The 18,682-nt window shown below is 32.6% G+C and carries 10 protein-coding genes; 3 read left to right on the plus strand and 7 right to left on the minus strand.

The window, feature by feature from the left end:
• Positions 1–17 precede the first annotated feature (17 nt).
• On the minus strand, positions 18–1,856 hold the full coding sequence (locus ACXHHC_RS02700) for a sodium:solute symporter family protein (protein WP_458228117.1): 1,839 nt from the start codon (positions 1,854–1,856) through the stop codon (positions 18–20).
• A 4-nt stretch (positions 1,857–1,860) separates the two neighbouring features.
• Complete coding sequence (locus ACXHHC_RS02705; RefSeq protein WP_458228118.1) at positions 1,861–2,973, minus strand: glycoside hydrolase family 26 protein; 1,113 nt, start codon at positions 2,971–2,973, stop codon at positions 1,861–1,863.
• 171 nt (positions 2,974–3,144) lie between these two features.
• Between ACXHHC_RS02705 and ACXHHC_RS02710 the strand changes: the two genes are divergently transcribed.
• Positions 3,145–4,023, plus strand: coding sequence for an AraC family transcriptional regulator (locus tag ACXHHC_RS02710; protein WP_458228119.1), 879 nt, complete (start codon positions 3,145–3,147; stop codon positions 4,021–4,023).
• Positions 4,024–4,081: 58 nt separating this feature from the next.
• On the opposite strand, the gene ACXHHC_RS02715 is transcribed toward ACXHHC_RS02710, so the two are convergent.
• The 3 genes from ACXHHC_RS02715 to ACXHHC_RS02725 form a co-directional block, all read right to left on the minus strand.
• Complete coding sequence (locus ACXHHC_RS02715; protein WP_458228120.1) at positions 4,082–8,278, minus strand: two-component regulator propeller domain-containing protein; 4,197 nt, start codon at positions 8,276–8,278, stop codon at positions 4,082–4,084.
• 298 nt (positions 8,279–8,576) lie between these two features.
• Positions 8,577–10,115, minus strand: coding sequence for a RagB/SusD family nutrient uptake outer membrane protein (locus ACXHHC_RS02720; RefSeq protein ID WP_458228121.1), 1,539 nt, complete (start codon positions 10,113–10,115; stop codon positions 8,577–8,579).
• Positions 10,116–10,141: 26 nt separating this feature from the next.
• Complete coding sequence (locus ACXHHC_RS02725) at positions 10,142–13,279, minus strand: SusC/RagA family TonB-linked outer membrane protein (protein ID WP_458228122.1); 3,138 nt, start codon at positions 13,277–13,279, stop codon at positions 10,142–10,144.
• Between the two features lie 224 nt (positions 13,280–13,503).
• Between ACXHHC_RS02725 and ACXHHC_RS02730 the strand changes: the two genes are divergently transcribed.
• Both ACXHHC_RS02730 and ACXHHC_RS02735 read left to right on the plus strand, forming a co-directional pair.
• Positions 13,504–14,598, plus strand: coding sequence for a glycosyl hydrolase (locus ACXHHC_RS02730; RefSeq protein ID WP_458228123.1), 1,095 nt, complete (start codon positions 13,504–13,506; stop codon positions 14,596–14,598).
• Between the two features lie 51 nt (positions 14,599–14,649).
• Positions 14,650–15,765, plus strand: coding sequence for a glycoside hydrolase family 26 protein (locus ACXHHC_RS02735; protein WP_458228124.1), 1,116 nt, complete (start codon positions 14,650–14,652; stop codon positions 15,763–15,765).
• 96 nt (positions 15,766–15,861) lie between these two features.
• Here ACXHHC_RS02735 and ACXHHC_RS02740 read toward each other — a convergent pair whose 3' ends face one another.
• A complete protein-coding gene (locus ACXHHC_RS02740; protein WP_458228125.1) occupies positions 15,862–16,743 on the minus strand; it encodes a hypothetical protein in 882 nt (293 codons plus the stop codon).
• A 44-nt stretch (positions 16,744–16,787) separates the two neighbouring features.
• A complete protein-coding gene (locus tag ACXHHC_RS02745) occupies positions 16,788–18,611 on the minus strand; it encodes a sulfatase-like hydrolase/transferase (protein WP_458228126.1) in 1,824 nt (607 codons plus the stop codon).
• Positions 18,612–18,682: the final 71 nt, after the last annotated feature.

Genomic DNA, 18,682 nt, shown 5'->3' on the forward strand with positions numbered 1-18,682 from the left:
AAGTTTATTTCTATGATTTAGTTTTGTTTTTCATTTAGTGAATTCCACCAGAACTTTTTAAGTAGAATTATACACAACACTGTTACTGCTAAAGAGATTAATAAAGGTGTTGTTTGTCTAAAAATTAGATACATTGGCATTACTACCAAGGCCGTTTGGGCAACAACACCTATAAACACATTAAACATATCTTTTCCGAAGTCTTTATTGCTTTCAATTTCAGCTCCTTCTTGCACTAATTTTTCATGAATTGGTTTCCAATATCCCCATGGTCTAACGTTTTTATAAAACTCTTTTAAAACAGCTTCATCTGTTGGAGGAGCACTGTATGTACCTACTATAGATCCTATTAAAGAAATAACCAACAATGCTGGAAACAAGTACAAACTCAATACGTTTGGAAACAACTCTGGTATAATTGCTGCAGCTGCTAAACCAGCAACCATTCCCCAGAAAAAACCTTCTCCATTAAATCTCCACCAATGCCATTTTAAAATATTTGCCCCTACATAACATCCATACAAAACAGATACAATCCACTGTAGAATAGAGTTAACATCTTTGGCAAAGAACCCTAATACTATACTTACAATTACAACACAAATACCTGTAACATAATTCATGTTTTTTACCTGCTTTGCTGATGCATGTGGATTTTTATATTTTAAGTAAATATCATTTACAATATATGCTTGTGCAGCATTTAAAGTACCTGCAAAAGTTGACATAAAAGCCGAAATAAGCCCCGCTAATAGTAAACCTAATAAACCAACAGGAACAAACTCCATAATTGCCGTTGGCAAAATCAATTCAAAATCTACATTACCTGCAGCATTAATTAAATCTAATTTTTCATAGTATATTAAAGCCAACGCTCCAAAACCAGCAATCATTAAATAACGAATAGGCATTAAAACAACCGATACAAATCCACTCATTTTAGAAGCTTCGGCTGGAGACTTCGTCGACAGAATTTTTTGCATATCATAATTTGGTGCAGGTCCGGCAACACTAACCAAGACTCCCTTAAACACCATGGCCATAAAGAATATTGTAAACAGACTAAATCCATCTTCTTTAATCTTATTATTAACTTCAGGAATAATTTCTGTCCAATCTAAATTCAATTCCCATCCAAAGAATGGACTCATCCAACCATCAGGAGTATTTAAACCATTTTCTCCTACTGCTACAAATCCTAAATAACCAATTACAAAAGCTGCAACAGTCATAATAGCAAACTGTACCACATCTGCCCAAACAATACCAGACATTCCTCCTAATAGTGAATAAAAAACTGCGAAAACTGTAAAAATAGTACCATAAAAGTGTGGCACAAATTCTGGTGCTACTTCAAAAGGTATATAACTACTAACTAGTTCCCATGGAATAAAAATTTCTACAAATTTCCCTAATCCAATAAATCCGTAGGCTAAAAACCCAAGACATAGAACCAATGCAAAAATGACTACAATAACATGAGACAGCTTAGCTCCTTTAGAAAATCCAAAACGAGTCCCTATCCATTCAGCACCAGTAGTTACATTAGATCTTCTTAGCCATTTTGATAAATAGACCATTAAAAATACTTGATTGAATATTGGCCACAACCATGGAATCCAAGCACTTTTCACCCCATAAACAAACATTAAGGTAACCAACCATATGGTTCCAGAAATATCAAACATTCCAGATGCATTGGACAAACCAAGCATATACCAGGGTATACTATTACCCCCTAATAAATAGTCTTCTTTACTTCTTTGCGCTTTTTTTCTTAGTACCAAGCCTATAACGACTATAGTAACAAGATATAGTGCAATAATTAAAATATCTGCAGTGTGTAAAACCTTCATATAATTATTTGTCTTTATTTATGTCTTTTAAGAATAATGTTTTAGGTAAGTTGGAGAACTTCTTAAAGTCTTCGGCACTTTTATGCGACTTGTAAGGAAGGTAGTGGTGCCCCTTGTGTGCATTTCTCCAGAAAAGCACCCATGAAATTCCTTCATCCTTTATATTTGGATAAAAAACTTCTGTAAACCAATTCTCTGTACCTATTTTTTCTAAACCGGTCTCTGTAAAAGCGTACAACTTATTTTTTTCTGTTGCTACTTTTTTAACCACACCAATGTTGTATTTTAAAGCTTTTATGTATTTCGTGGTATTGTTACGATCGTAGGTGTCCACACCAAAGAAATCTACATAATCATCTCCAGGATAACATCTTAAGTAGTCATCATTTGGTTTTAAGCTATTTGGAGAATATGCATACATTATATTATGCAACTTGTATTCATCCCTTAAGATGGTAACTGTCTCTCTCCATAATTGTTTGTACTCCTTGGCTGTACAACTAGGATTCCCCCACCAAAACCAATTCCCATTCATTTCGTGATAGGGTCTAAATATGACTGGTATTTTTTTGCCTCTATATTTTAAATCTTTAATAAAAAGAGCAACTCTTTTTAACCATAAATTGAATTTTTCTTTATAAACACCCTCACCAATGATATCTTTAACTGCAGGAGTGTTGTCCCAAGAACTCCCTCCTGTAACAGGGTTGTCTAAGTGCCAACTTAAAGTAATAATTCCTCCATTTTTATATGCATCAATAATCAATTTCTTCATTGTATTAAAAGGAATACTATCTAGGTTCATATCAGCATCTATTTCTATATGTCCCAAATCAAAACCATACACAGCAGGTTGTTTCCCCGTAACCGTTTTTACATCTCCTTTGCCACTTTCAGAATCAGAGTTGTATTTCCATCCCACCCCATAAGCTGTAGCATCTTGATGTCCTACTGCAAATCCTTTTTGGGACAACATGAATAACTGTTTATGCAATTTTTTTGTTCTTTTAGATAGTTTTTCATCAACTAATTTTGGTTTTTGATATTCAGCTGTGTACAATGATTTACATGAATACACAGAAATAACAAGTAATACAATTAGGTATTTTCTAAGCATAAATCTTAAGGTTTTTAAATAACGTAATCCACACCTTTTAAGTAGCTAATAATTTAGTGAATTATTATGTCAATATGGGTGTGTTATTAGGTAAAACAAATCTAAAAAGATATCTTGCGTAAGATTGATACTATTTTGTCAAATGAAGAGCGTTTTATAACAATTATAGGTATGGATATATTAAAAAAGGTACATAGAGAGATTACCCCCTTAACGCAAGGAGATAGTTTTTTAGTTTTTGACCGAGTAAAAAGTGATTTTAACTTTCCTGTTCACTTTCATCCTGAATACGAATTAAATTTTATCAAAAACGGAAAAGGTACCCGACGAATCGTTGGAGATAGCATGGAAGAAATTGGAGATTTAGAGTTGGTGTTAATTGGTCCTAATTTACATCATGGTTGGTTAAACCACCACTGTGAAAGTGAATCTATTCACGAAATAACCATTCAATTCCATGAAAATTTATTTCAAAAGGAGTTTTTAGAAAGACAGATTATGAAACCAATCAAAGATATGTTTGACAGGTCTGTACATGGTATTTTATTTTCTGATAAAACAGCCAGTGATATGTACGAGAGATTTACAAAAGTATCTAAACTAGATAGTATGGATTACTTTCTAGAGCTTCTTTCAATTTTGTATGATCTATCCAATTCTAGAAATCAAAAATTACTTTCCACCTACACCTTAGCCAAAGAAGATTTTGAAAACAGTGATAAAATAAAAATCATATACGACTATGTACAAGAAAATTACCATCGTAAAATAACCTTAGAAGAAGTTTCCAATCTTGTATTTATGAGTCAGGTTTCATTTAATAGGTTTATAAAAAAAAGAACTGGTAAAACCTTTGTTGACTATTTAAATGATGTAAGAATTGGCTATGCATCTATGAAATTGATTGAAAAAGATCACAGCATTGCAGAGATTGCTTTTAATTGCGGATTTAACAATATCGCTAATTTTAACAGAGTCTTTAAAAGATTAAAAAATAGGACCCCAAGCCAGTATAGAAATGAATTTTCGGGAATAAAACGCATCTTATAAATTGCAAAAACACCTAGGTACTCCCTAGGTGTTTTTAATGGTAGTGAATAGCACTAAACTATTTCTGCTGTTTTAACGTTTTTATGTATTCGCTTGGAGTCATATTGTACTGCTTTTTAAAACAGGTTCTAAAATATTTTGGATCTGAAAAACCAACCAATAAGATAACTTCTGTAATAGAATACTCTGCTGTTTCTAACAAACTAGCCGCTTTTTTAATTCTTATATCTCTTATAAACTCTGAAGGAGAATAGCCTGTAACAGATTTCATCTTTTTAAACAAAGTAGACCTACTCATTCCTATTTCTAAATTAAATTTCTCTACAGAAAATTCTAAATTATCTAAGTTCTCATTTACAATAGAAATAGCCTTCTCTAAAAACTTCTGATCTAACTTATTGGTTAATTCCTTCCACGATTTGGTACTTTTTTCTGTTTGAAAATTTTTAGCCCAAACCTGTTTTGTTTTCAGCGTATTTTCTACTCTAAGTTTTAATATTTCAATATCAAAAGGCTTTAAAACAAATTCATCTGCCCCTGTTTCTAATCCTTCTTTTTCGTTTTCTAACCCCACTTTGGCTGTTAGTATAATTACAGAAATGTGACTTGTATTTATATTCGTTTTTATCTTTCTACACATTTCTATACCTCCCATTACAGGCATCATTAAGTCGCTAATAATAACATCTGGCATATATTTATCTGTCATCTCTAAGCCCTCTTGCCCATGCTCTGCAACTATAACTCTATAGAAATTACCAAAAAAACCTTTTAAATACTCTCTTAGTTCTACATTGTCTTCAACAATAAGTAACAAAGGTGTTTCGTCTGAATGAAGAACAGTACTTGCTTTTTCTGTATTTGCAGGAATAATTCTCTCTTTTATTGTTTCTACTCCCAATTTGGAATATTTGTAATGATGTACATTAGGCTTGGTAGCTGCTATAGTTCCTTCACTATACACTTCCCTTCTAATTGGAATGTAAACACGACACTTAGTTCCTTCATTTATCTTACTGTTTACTTTAATACTTCCTTTGTGTACTTCTACCAAATGTTTTACATAAGCCAAGCCTAAACCAGATCCGTCAGACAAAGTGCTTTTCCCTTTTTTTGCTTGGTAAAATCTTTCAAAAATACTCGCTAAATCCTCTTCGGGAATACCTATACCATAATCTATAACATCTATAATAGCAGTAGCCACTCCATCAATTTCTTCACTCTTAATTTTTAGCGTAATACTATTTCCTGAAGGTGTATATTTAAAAGCGTTTGATAACAAATTATACAAGATCTTTTCTACTTTATCACTATCAAACCAAGCACTTATTTCTTCCTCTTCGGGTAAGAATAAAAATTTAATTTTCTTTTTAGAAGCAACCTCTTCGAATGCATGGAAAACTCCCTGAGAAAACCTAACCAATTCTCCTTCTTGAACTATTAACTCTAAATTCCCAGATTCCGCTTTTCTAAAATCTAAAAGCTGGTTGATTAACTTTAACAACCTATTAGAGTTCTTGTACATTATAGAGTTTAGCTTATCTACCTCTCCCTTACTTATATCTCCTTTCATTATTTGCTGTAAAGGCCCCATTATTAAGGTTAAAGGAGTTCTAAGCTCATGCGAAATGTTTGTAAAAAACTGCAATTTTATTTGATTCATCTCCATAGATTTTTCATGAAGAGCACTCTCTAGTTCTAGTTCGCTCTTAAGATTAATTTGATGTAACCTTACTTTTGCAATACCATAAAGAATAACGGTAAAAATGACTATAAACAATACAATTGCAACAGGTGTGGTATACCATGGAGAACGAATAACAACCGTTATTTCTTTAGGTTTTTTACTCCAGATACCAGAACTATTGGAACCAAACACTTTAAAGGTATACTTACCTGGAGGAAGGTTCGTATAGGTTGCAAATCTACGTTCATTTCCTTTGGAATATTGCCAATGCTCTTCAAACCCTTCTAATTTGTATTTGTAGTTGTTTTTTTCTGGATTGGAATAATGTAAACTCGAAAAAGTAAACTCTATAGAGTTTAAATCATAAGAAAGATTTATTTCTTTAGATTCGTTTATATCTTTCGTTAATATCACATCTCCATCTATTTCAAGTCCTGGTTTAATAGCTTTGTCGAACAACTTAAAACCAGTAATGGTTATTTGCGGTAGATATGTATTTACTGAGAAATTTTCTGGATTGAAAAAAGTAAAACCATTTACCCCACCACACAAAAAGGTTCCTGACTTTGTCTTTAATAATGCGCTGTCTTTAAACTCGCTAACACCAAAACCATCTTGCCTATCAAAATAAGACACTTGTCCCGTTGCTGTATTAAACTTAGACAACTCCCTTACATGCATCAGCCAAATATTTCCCTGATTATCTTCGCTTATTTGATAAACAACATCGCTGGGTAATCCTTGTTGAATAGTGTATTGTTTAATTTTTACTTTACCATTGGACAACAACTCTATTTCGTTTAAACCTCCACCAAAAGTCCCTACATATATTTTGCCATTACTCGCTTGAAAAACATCTAATATATGATTGTTACTAAGCCCACCTTCTTCTTTTAAAAACCTTTCAAAAATTAACGCACCACTACTGCTTCTTTTTACTCTGTTTAAACCTCCAACAGTTCCAACCCACAAATTATGATTTGTATCTTCAAAAATATCCCTCACATAATTATTAGACAAACTAAACTCATCTCCGTTTTTATGTTTATAGTGAGTAATTTTTTTGACTCCTTTTTTTCCATCTTTCTCTATATAAACCAATCCTTGTCCCCAATATCCAACCCATATTCCTTTATTAGCATCTTCCTCTATTGCAAAAACAGCTTTATTGTTAGAAATACTTTTTTCCAATTCAGAAATAGGATTCAAACTAAATTGGGTATCATTTTTCATTTCAAATTGTCCCAAACCTTGATCGGAACCTACCCAAACTACATCATCACTGTCTATAAAAATCCTTCTTATGTTACTTAACAACGAATTTTTGTTTTTTGATGTATTGTTAAAGTATTTTAAATCCCAAGAATAGTTTAAAGGATACTTGGTGCTTTGTTCTATTTGTCCTTGTTTTAACAATGTTATCCCTCCATTACCTAATCCTCCCAATAAGATATCTCCATTTTTATTTTCTGTGATAGCCGCAACAGGGTATTTATGAAAGTTATGCGTAGCTTTACTAGATTGCGTAAAAAAATCTTCTGAATTTAAAAAAGTTCTATTCTCTAAATCTATTTTATAAAGCCCGTTATAATAAGTACCTATCCACAATATATTAGACCTATCTACCAACACACTTTCTATCTGTTTGTGTTCAATCTGATATTTCTTATTATTACTTAAATTATTAAGTTGCCCTGTACTGGTATTATAACTTAGTAGTACATTATCTCCCCCTATCCAAAGTCTACCATTCTTATCTACAGTAGTTACAATAATAGGTTTATTCCTAGTTGGCAACTGAGAGTTTTCTGAAGTTAGTTTTATCAATTCTTTTGATAGTAACTCATACCTATCATTTAATGACACTTTTAATAGCTCTAATTTATTACTAACAATCCAAAATGTGTTTTTAGGGTATTCTAGATAAGAAGTTGCATATCCTTGTTCAAATAAATTTTCTATCAAGCCAGTATTTTGTTGACTTATATTTAATCTACCTCCTTCTTCATGAATCGTTAAAAGCTTCAATTTATTTTCTTCGCCGGGAGTTAACAACCAATGTTTTCCATTTTCCCCTTTAATAATTGGTCTTTCTACTCTACTTAATTTCATAAAATTAGAAACCAAGGTATCTATCACCAATTCATTCTTATCAGACACTTTAAAGAGTCTTAAACCTTTCTTTGTTTTATAAAAAACAACTCCTGTTTCGCTCTGGTGCAACCTTCTTACGTTCTTAAAATACTCAGATGTTAATTTGGTATTAAAAAACGCCTTAATTTCACCAGTAACAGGATTTATTTTATTGATTCCAGCATCAGATGTACCAGCCCAAATAGAACCGTCTCTATCTTCAAATAAACTATGAATTGAATTACTGCTTAAACTGTTTTTTTGATTGGAGAAATTAAAATACTGCATGGAATATCCATCGTATTTATTAATTCCATTGTAAGTACCAATCCATATATACCCATTCCTGTCTTGAAGAATACTTTTGATACTGTTCTGAGATATTCCTTTATCTCCAGACATTTGGGTAATTACCTGTTGAGATTTTGCTTCCAAACAAAGTAAGCAAATAAGTAAACTATACAGGAAACATTTTTTTTTGCACATATGATATAACACCTGAATTAAAAACCTACATAAAATACACAATATTTTAGAGGTAATCTAGAATTTAAATAAATATACGATCTCCTACATATTTTAAATAAAATATAGTAGAAAACCGCATATAAACTCGAACAATAAATTAAATAAAGAGCTTAATTTTTATAGCTCTATAAGGATGCTGTTTATCAACTCATTTTTATCAAGAAATCATTCAATAAGTTTCAACAAACATCAACCTTAATCTTTATTACTCACTAACCAAATTATTTGTATTAATCTCGTCTAAAGACATTGGTAAATACATTACTTTATTTTCGGCTGTTTCTAAAGTAACATCTACTCCATCTTTAAAAAGAGGATTGTCATTATGCGCTAAAATTACATTGTTTAAAAAGTAATCATACCCTCTACGTCTATGGTTAAAGCTATCTTGCCCTTCAGAAATTAACTCAAATTCATATTCTCTCATAACAGCATCTCTAAAAGCATCTTTACCTTGAGAATATTCTGGTCTAGGCGTTAACCCAACACGATTAAGTACTTCTGTTACATATCCTAATTGCTCACCATTTTCTAGTTCATTAGAAATCTCTGCCAACATTAACAACAAATCAGCATACCTAAAAATTCTAAAACCTTTTGTAGTTTCTCTTACACTGTTATTTACATCCTTTGTACCTAATTTAAAAATAAAAGGGAAGGCAATTGCAAATCTAGATCTGGTAGTATTTACAGGATAACTGTTAAATGTATTTCCGTTATTAGTAGTTGTATATGTACTTAAGTAAGTAATATCTAACCTTGGATCGCTAGGATAAGCTGTACGATGTCTTTCGAACACAGATACATTCGCATAAAAGAATCCAAAAGTATTAATTTGCGAAAACCAGTTTGGTGTATATGCTCTGTTGTGATCTAAACTAGCCACGGCAGAAGATTTTAATTCTAAAATAGATTCTGAACTGTTGTTTCCACTGTTTCCAGTAAATAAATCTGCATAATTAGGCATCAAGCTATATTCACCATATACTTTAATTGCCTCGTCATATGCCATTTGCCAGTAAGCAGCTTCTGTAATTGTTGGATCTGGCTTATTAGCGTCTGGAGCAGTGGCCAAACTCATATATATTTTTGCCAATAGCATGTCTGCTGCAAAAACCTTAGGAGTTCCATCACCAATACTACCATTCATATATTTCTGAGCCTGTTGTAAGTCTGCTATAATTTGAGCATTGATTTCAGCAATTGATGATTTTGCTAAATGAAGCGTTTCTTGAGTTGAAGGTATTGTTCTTAAAGGCACCTCTCCCCACAAACGCACTAAATTAAAGTAATTAAACGCTCTTAAAAAATATGCCTGACCAATAGCATCATTAATCATTAATTCATCTTGAGTCGTAGGGTTATCAGTAGGAACAGCAGAAGCTATTGCATCGTTTGTTCTACCTATTACCTGATAAATACCTCTCCAACAACGTGTAACATGTACTGTGTTTTGTTCAGCTTTTAAAGAAGCCAATGTAGCATTATCTATACTTGTTGGTCTATTACCACCTCTACGTGTTACTCCAAAACCAGAATGTAAATACTCCAATGCCATAAACTGATTTCCGTAGTATGCCCAAGCAATCATACCTGCATACATTCCATTTACAGCCCCTTTAGCTCCTTCTCCGCTACTATATACATTTGTATTAGCCAAAAATGGTGCTTCCTCTTCTAGATCGCTACAACCTATGATACACACAGATAAAATAGCTAGTAAATAAATTTTATATAATTTCATATATTTCATTTTTAAAGCTTTTAATATTAAAAATTAAGATTTAAACCAAGTAGAACACTACTCACATTTGGCAATCCATTCCAATCTACCCCTAAAATATTTCCGTTTGATAAGAAAGAGGTAACTTCTGGATTGTACCCTGAATAGTTGGTAAAAGTGAATAGGTTTAAACCTGAAACATATACATTAGCTCTTGAAAAAAGATTCGTTTTTTCAACAGGAATATCGTATCCCAACGTAATATTATTAATTCGTAAGAAACTACCATCTTCTATAGCTCTATCTTCAACTGCTTGTGCTCTATCTACCTTATTATACCCAATTCTTGGATTTGTAGTAGAAGGATTATCTGCTCTCCAAGCATTGTTGTATGCTGATTGAGTTATATTACTGTTGTCTCCTGTAGGATTCCCTAACCTAATAAAAGAACCATTGGCAATATCGTTTCCATACACCCCATTCATTAGCATCTGTAAAGAGAATCTTTTGTACGATACATTCACACTAGCTCCATAAACAAAATCTGGATTTGGATTTCCTATGATAGTTCTATCTGCAGCAGTGATTTCACCGTCCCCATTTAAGTCTAAAATTTTAACGTCACCTGGTACATAACCATTCGTTATATCTGCATCACCTTCTTGCCATATACCATCTGTTTTAAACCCATAGAACAAACCAATCTCTTCTCCTTTGATGAAAATATTTGCTGGTGCTCCAAAAATAGCTCCAGAAGAAACATTGTCTCCAAGATAAAACTCTCTAGACTCTAAGTTTTCTGGGGTGATATAAATGTTGTTTATATTATCATTTCCTAACTTCGTAATCTTGGTTTTGTTAAAAGCAATATTACCACTAACACTTACTTTAAAATCTTTCTTATTATCGTAAACAATACCAGACAGCGCAAACTCTAAACCTTTGTTTTGAATAGCTCCTCCATTTGTTTCTGTAGTTTCAAAACCATTTGATGTTGCAATACGTGTTGTCTGTAATAAATCATCTGTATCTTTTACATAGGCATCTATACTACCCGTTAATCTATTTTTAAACATTCCAAAATCTACCCCTGCGTTTGTAGAAATAGTAGTTTCCCATTTTAAACCTTCATTTTGAAGATTTGTCGCAACAAAACCAATTCCATCACCATAAAAAGCAGGCCCATAATTAGACGTTGTTTCATAAGGCTGAACTCCCTGATTTCCTACCTGTCCCCAACCTGTTCTTAATTTTAAGTTATTAAGTATAGGTGATTTCTTTAAAAAATCTTCTTTTGTTACATTCCAAGCCAAAGCTACAGAAGGGAAATACCCAACCTTATTATCTCCTTTAAACTTAGAAGAAGCATCACTTCTAAAAGTACCTGTAAAAATATATTTATCCTTATATGCATAGGTAGCTCTGGTTAAGAAAGAACGTAATTCTTCTTTTATATTTAATCTTTCTAAAGGATCAGAAACTGTACCATATACAGGGTTTTTATACCCAAACACAAACGTTGAGAAATTGGTATATTCTGCATTGGTTACCAACCTATCTCTAACATCGTATGTAGCTCCTACAACCGCATTAACTCTGTGTTTTTTCTTAAATGTTCTATTGTAAGTTAATAAGTTATTTATTTGGTATGACTTAACACTTAAAAGAGACGATCTTAAATAACCATTTACAGAACTTCCCTGAAATGTTGTCAATCCATAAAAACGATCTCTTGATTTGTCTCTTATATTTCCTCCTGCTTGTAATTTGTATGAAAGACCTTTAATACCAAACTTGTAAATTAAAGACATATTACCAACAATTCTTTTCTCTTCAGAAACATCCTGAAAATCATTAATCCACGAGTATGGATTAGCCAACCCAATATCGGTATCTACATCGGCATCTGGATTAATAATAGGACTAAAACGATTTACGTTAGATATAAAACTTCTGTCTCCTCCTGCTCTATCTCCATCTTGTGCAAAGCTTCCTTTACCATAGAACAATCTTACATTTGCGTTTACTTTTAAATTATCATTTAAGTTTTGAGATAATTTTACATTAAAGTTCCCACTCTTAAAATTCGCATTCTCTATAATTCCTTGATTCTCATTATAACCTCCAGTAACTGCATAATTTCCTTTATCGCTACCTCCACTAAAACTAAATCCTCCAGTATAAGAATAAGCGGTATTAAAAATTTCATCATGCCAGTTTACAACTCTTAACGCTAAGTTTGGATCTGCCTGTGGAGCCAAGTCATAAATACTACCATCATCTTCTATTCTATACTTTGGAGCTGCACCATCTACTTCTGCTACCTCATTTTGATATTTAGCAAAATCTACACCGTTTAAGACATCAATTCTTTTATTAATTTTTGACATGCTTGTTGTAGCATAGGCACTAATTCTTGTTTTACCTTTACTACCACTTTTTGTAGTAATTAATACCACCCCATTAGCACCTCTAGAACCATAGATAGCAGTTGCAGAAGCATCTTTTAGAATCTCTATACTTTCTATATCTCTTGGGTTGATACCATTTAGACCATTTTGAGGTTCTTGCACATTATTACCTCCATTGTTTGCGTAAACAGCATCCTCTCCTGCAGAAGATATAATTACTCCATCTATTACATACAAAGGCTCGTTGTTAGATCTTAAACTGTTAGCCCCTCTAATTCTTACAGAAACTCCAGAACCAGGTTGTCCACTTTGAGAAACCTGAACCCCAGCAGCTTTACCCTGCAACAATTGATCTACTGTAGAATTTTGAGCAGCTACAGCTTCATTTACTTTTACAGTAGCTACAGATCCGGTAATATCACTTCTTTTCTGAGTACCATACCCTACAACCACAACTTCCTCTAAGCTGTTTTCCTGTAACTCTAACTTTACAAAATACTCTTTCTTATCTGTTAAGTTTATAAATCGTTTTTTGTACCCTAAATAAGACACCTCTAATGTCTTGGCTCCTTCAGGGACTTTTATTTTAAAAACTCCATCAAAATCTGTAATCTGACCTCCTTTAGTTGTCCCACTAATAGTAACGTAAGTACCAGGTAGAGGAATACCCTCATGATCCATAACTTTTCCTGTTACCTCTCTGCTTTGAGCAAAAGCAAAAAGAGGAAAAAGCATGATAAATATTAAATAATAACAAAATCGTAGTTTTTTCATACGTTCATATAGTTTAAATTGAATGAAACAAAGATATCTATGCATATATCTCAATCTAGAGGGGGAATGTTTATCAATTAGGGGTGAATGCTTATTATTCAAAAAGAAAACAAATCACCTCATATAAAAAACATCACTCCTTATGGTTTTTGTAATTACTAATTAGTTTTGAAGGTTTAATGCAATGCCGTTTTAACCTCTATTTCTTTATCAATATAAGCACAATGAAATTTACGAATACCATTCTATCTTTACTTTTTTGTTGTTCAGTTTTAGCTCAGCATAAACTCATAGACAAAAGAGCAACAAAGAATACCAAAAAACTTTATTACAACCTTCAAGATATTTCTTCCAAAGGAATATTATTTGGTCACCATAGTACCAACTTAGAAGGAATTGGTTGGAAAGATTTTAAAGGAACACAAAATAAATCAGACGTAAAATTAGCTACAGGAGATTTTCCTGCCGTTTATAGTTTTGACTTTATAAGAGGTTTTGAACAAAACACAAATGCTGTAAAAATAGCATACGAACATGGAGCTATTATTACTTTTTCGTGGCATATGAAAAACCTAGCAACCTGGGGGAAATACAAAGACACTATAGGTTTTGTAATGCAACGTATTTTACCAGACGGTGATTTACATGTAGCTTACAAAAAAAACTTAGACAAAGTAGCTTCCTTTGCTAAAGGATTAAAAGATAAGAAAGGGAAACGAATTCCTATTATTTTTAGGCCTTTTCACGAAAATACTGGAAGTTGGTTCTGGTGGGGGAAAAACCATTGTACACCAGAAGAGTATAAAAAGGTTTGGCAATTTACCGTTAACTACCTAAGAAAGAAAAAGAGAGTCCATAATTTAATATATGCATACAGCCCCTCTAGACCCGTTAACTTAAAGGACGAGAATTACGAAACTCGTTATCCTGGTAATGATTATGTAGACATTATTGGTTTTGATCACTATGGAAAAAACGACTTTAGCGATAAATTAGTTCAGGATTGTAGATTAGTTGTAGAATTTGCAGAAAAAAACGGTAAAGTAGCAGCTATGACCGAATTTGGAGTAATGCAAGGGATCCAAAATACGAAACTAGAAAATTGGTACATAGATGCTTTTTTAAATCCTATAAAAAAGGATCCTGTTGCTCGTAAAATAGCTTATGTAGTAACTTGGGCCAATAGAAAACATCATAGATGGATTCCTCTTCAAAATGACATTCACTATAAAGGCTTTGTAAAATTTTACCAAGATGATTTCACATGGTTTTTATCAGAATTAAATAACTATCGTAAAAAGAAGAAAAAAGACAAATAGCATTTTGTTAATCGTTATCTTAGTAGTTATTGAGTACTAAGATAATTATTTATGAAACGATATGGTTTTGTGTTATACGGTCTGTTTTTTTCTATACTTTGTTGGAATTTTAGCATTCTAAACAGAACAAACTCCTATAAACTACCCACTTCTAATCACACAAAAGAAACACAAAACCTTTTAAAAAACCTAAGAGCTATAGGGAAAACAGATAAATATATCTTTGGAGCACATTTCTCTACCTTTATACATCAAAATGGAAAATACAATATAAACAACAAAGACCTAAAATCGGATTGTTTTACCGCAGTAGGAAGTCACCCTGGCATTATTGATTTTGATTTTAATAGAGCCCCTAATTTTTCTAAGTACCAAACTCACAACAAAGAAATCTACAAACAAGGAGGTATTGTTAGCTATACTTGGCATGCAAACAACCCTGTTACAGGAGGAAATTCTTACGATACTATTGGGAACGCTGTACAGTCTATTTTAACCAATGGAATTGGTTGGACAAACTATCGAAAAAAATTAGATAAAATTGCAAATCTATTTAACAATCTAAAGGTAGATGGGAACAAAGTACCTGTAATTTTTAGACCTTTGCATGAGCATACTGGAAATTGGTTTTGGTGGGGTAAAAAACACTGCTCAGAAAAAGAATTTATTGCTTTATGGCACAAAACTACAGATTACCTTAAGAAAAAAGGAGTCAACAATATGCTTTTGGCTTATGCTCCTGCCAAACCCTCTAAATTTCCTTTGGCTACAGTTAGTAGATATCCTGGAGATGATTATGTAGATATTATTGGCTTTGATGCTTATGCTAAAACCAACCAAGAAATGAGAAAACTTCTTCATAAAGGACTTACCGAAGTGGTTAAACTGGCAAAAGGTAAAAACAAAGTTATCGCTATTACAGAGGTTGGAGTTTCAGGAGGGCTTCAAAATGCTGCAAGCCCTAATTGGTTTACACAAAACCTAATCCAAGGCTTAAAAGAGCATCCGGACTTTCATAAAATTGCTTATATCTCCACTTGGCAGAATAGTAAACCTAATAAATACTGGATTCCATTAAAGGATCAGCCCAGTTATTCCGATTTTAAAAAATTCTTTGAAAACGAACATACTTATTTCATGAACAATATGCCTAAACTGTATGAATAAAAAAATCGAGGATTGAATAGATTAGTATTCGCTCCTCGAACTCGTTAACAAAATTAACATCAAACAGTTTTTATTAGTTCTTTAGGCTACACTAAATTAAGGTCTAAATTTATCTTCCAATGCTTCTGCAATGTCTGTGTGAATTTCAACTTTAAACCCAAGAGAACTTTCTAAACTCCTCTCATACAACAGTATATAATCTATACTACAACCCTGAGCTCTACCTGACATGGTTAGCTTGTAGCTTTTGTCTTTTTTAAGGCGATACACCACTACATTCTGCTTTTTAACATCATCTACATGAGACTCTAGTTTAAAAATAGATCCCCATTTTCTAACACCTCTTCCCCAGAATTTTTTATTTCCTTTTAGTTGTGTAGTAGGATACACACAAGCAGTTTCAAAGTCTCCTTGTAACTTAATCCATACATCATTTCTTTTGTCTCCTTCTTCATAATGATTGGTTCCGGATACTTTTTGTAAAGGTTGTAACATTCTCATTACAATCCTAAAATCTCCATCTTTAGGAGCAACAAAATCATACTCTAAAGGCGATGTTGGGGTTCCTCCGTTTAAATTATTTCCAGTAAACTCTAAATAATCATCATTTAGTGCTGGTATTAAGGACTCCCCTGATTTAAAATCTGGAGTTGATGGATAATAGTCTGTATCTCCTTTTCTTCTTTGTTTCCATAGGCCTAAATCGGATTTTGTTACCTGAGGTTCAAAAACGATATAGTCTTCACCATATTTTATTTCTCTTTCTTCACAATCGCAAGTTTCTGAATTTAACACAGAACCCATATCACAAGTGTTTGGACAAGGTTCTTGTTCACACTCACAAGTCTCTTCATTCAGAATAAAACCTGTATCGCAAGTTTTATTACAAGTAGGTTCCGAAACTTCTTCTTTGTTATCGCTACAACTTATAGCTAGACAAAAACAAGTAAATACTAATATCTGTAATTTGATTTTCATTTTGTAATTTTTTATTGATAACACATAGAGCTTAATCTCCAAGTCTATATACGAACTAGCTTTATACTCTTTAAAACACCTAAAACAGTAGTTCCTCCTTTACTTTCAACAATTTCGACTTTTAGAGACTGTACCCCCTTTTTAAGTTTTATTTCTCCAATGGTTGAAAAACTATTTGCATCTACTTCTCCCTCTACACTATTCTTACCCGATGATATTTTTAATACAACTCCCTTGTTTAATTTCTTTGCATACTTACGCTCTATCGTTACTTTATAAGTTCCCTTTTCATGCACATTTACATCGTACAAGACATGGTCTCCAATTTTATCGAAACCTTGTAAATAATGATTTTCATTTGAAACACCATATGTAAAACTAGATCCAAAACCACAAATGCTTGACTCTTTTTTTCCTTTCCATCCAATCTGAAATTCAGGTGAATTAAATACACCTTTAGTCTCTTTTATGTTATGAAACCACTTTTGTATTTTATCTCTGTATTTTGCTGCAATTTCTGGTTGTTCATCAATAATGTTTTTCGTTTCCATAGGATCGTTTACCAAATCTATCAATCCTGTTTTTGTTTTAAGATCTCCCCCAGTATACTTTAATTCAGGTCCTTCTTTTACATCATATGCATTAAAGAAATACTTATAATGCTCATCCATAATTGTTATTTTTTGCTTGTCAAATTCCAAATCCTTAATTTGTTGTTTGGTCATTGGAAACGTCTGCATTTCTTTCTTGAACTCACTTTTGTGAATTGTATAAGGGTGCCAGTGAGAAAAAATTGCAGTTTTTTCAGAAAGTGATTCCGTATCACCTTTTAAGTAAGGGACAACACTCCTACCATCTAATGGCAAATTATTTTTTGGAGTTTTTAAATTGGCTATATCTAGAATTGTAGGGAAAATATCTGTAACACTTACCAATCTTTTCACATTAGAAGGTTTGTAGTTGCCCTTCCAACGAACATACAATGGAGACTTTATACCGTTTTGCCACAATCTTGCTTTATTCCCTAAGTAACCATGATTATTTCTCAACGTCCATTCTGACTGACTCTCTCCTGACTTAATTGGCCCATTATCACTCAAAAACAAAACTACAGTATTGTCATCTAACCCTAGTTTGGTTATATGATCTAATAACCTCCCCACTTCATCATCCATAAAAGATAACATACCCAACAAAGTAGCAAACTTCTCTGTTCTACCTTCTTTTCTATACTTCTTTTTATAAGATTCTGGAGCTTTCCATCCTGCATGTACAGATAAAAAAGAAACATAAGCTAAAAATGGCTTTTCCTTATTTTTTGATACAAAATCAACCGCGTAATCAACAATTACCTTTGGAGACCATTTTCCTTTGTGTACTATTTTTTTAGGAAATTCATTATAGTAACCTTCACTAGGAAAATATTTGTACAATTTTGCGTAATAAGCTTCATCAAATCCTCTATCCCATGGCCAATATCCATCTGCTTTACCACTATGCCATTTTCCCCACATTCCTGTTTTGTAACCATTTTTTTGAAAAACATCTGCAAATGTTGTTTCATTAAGGTTCAAAAAGTCTTTTCCTCCATGCACTCCAGAAACTCCTGTTTTCCAAAAATCTCTACCTGTTAACAAAGAAGATCTTGTTGGAGCACATACACTGTTTACCATAAAATTATCAAATCGTACCGACTGTTTTGAAAAAGAATCAAGATGAGGAGTATGAGAAACTTTATTACCATTAACAGATAAATCATCGTAGCCCATATCATCCACTTGAATAATTAAGATATTGGGCGATTTCTTTTGAGCATTTACCACAAAAGAACAGATGAAGAGTATAATACCAAGTCTAAATTTGAACATATTTTAATTTTTAAGCGCGACTGAGCTAGATTTAAACTTACCCAAAGTCGTTTTTCAAAAATAGATGAGTA

This window comes from Wenyingzhuangia sp. IMCC45574 (assembly GCF_054182685.1).

What these genes read in the sequence shown, in the direction of transcription:
- ACXHHC_RS02700 (WP_458228117.1), bottom strand. Translation starts at nt 1,856, where the DNA reads ATGAAGGTTTTACACACTGCAGATATTTTAATTATTGCACTATATCTT.
- ACXHHC_RS02705 (WP_458228118.1), bottom strand. Translation starts at nt 2,973, where the DNA reads ATGCTTAGAAAATACCTAATTGTATTACTTGTTATTTCTGTGTATTCA.
- ACXHHC_RS02710 (WP_458228119.1), top strand. Translation starts at nt 3,145, where the DNA reads ATGGATATATTAAAAAAGGTACATAGAGAGATTACCCCCTTAACGCAA.
- ACXHHC_RS02720 (WP_458228121.1), bottom strand. Translation starts at nt 10,115, where the DNA reads ATGAAATTATATAAAATTTATTTACTAGCTATTTTATCTGTGTGTATC.
- ACXHHC_RS02725 (WP_458228122.1), bottom strand. Translation starts at nt 13,279, where the DNA reads ATGAAAAAACTACGATTTTGTTATTATTTAATATTTATCATGCTTTTT.
- ACXHHC_RS02730 (WP_458228123.1), top strand. Translation starts at nt 13,504, where the DNA reads ATGAAATTTACGAATACCATTCTATCTTTACTTTTTTGTTGTTCAGTT.
- ACXHHC_RS02735 (WP_458228124.1), top strand. Translation starts at nt 14,650, where the DNA reads ATGAAACGATATGGTTTTGTGTTATACGGTCTGTTTTTTTCTATACTT.
- ACXHHC_RS02740 (WP_458228125.1), bottom strand. Translation starts at nt 16,743, where the DNA reads ATGAAAATCAAATTACAGATATTAGTATTTACTTGTTTTTGTCTAGCT.
- ACXHHC_RS02745 (WP_458228126.1), bottom strand. Translation starts at nt 18,611, where the DNA reads ATGTTCAAATTTAGACTTGGTATTATACTCTTCATCTGTTCTTTTGTG.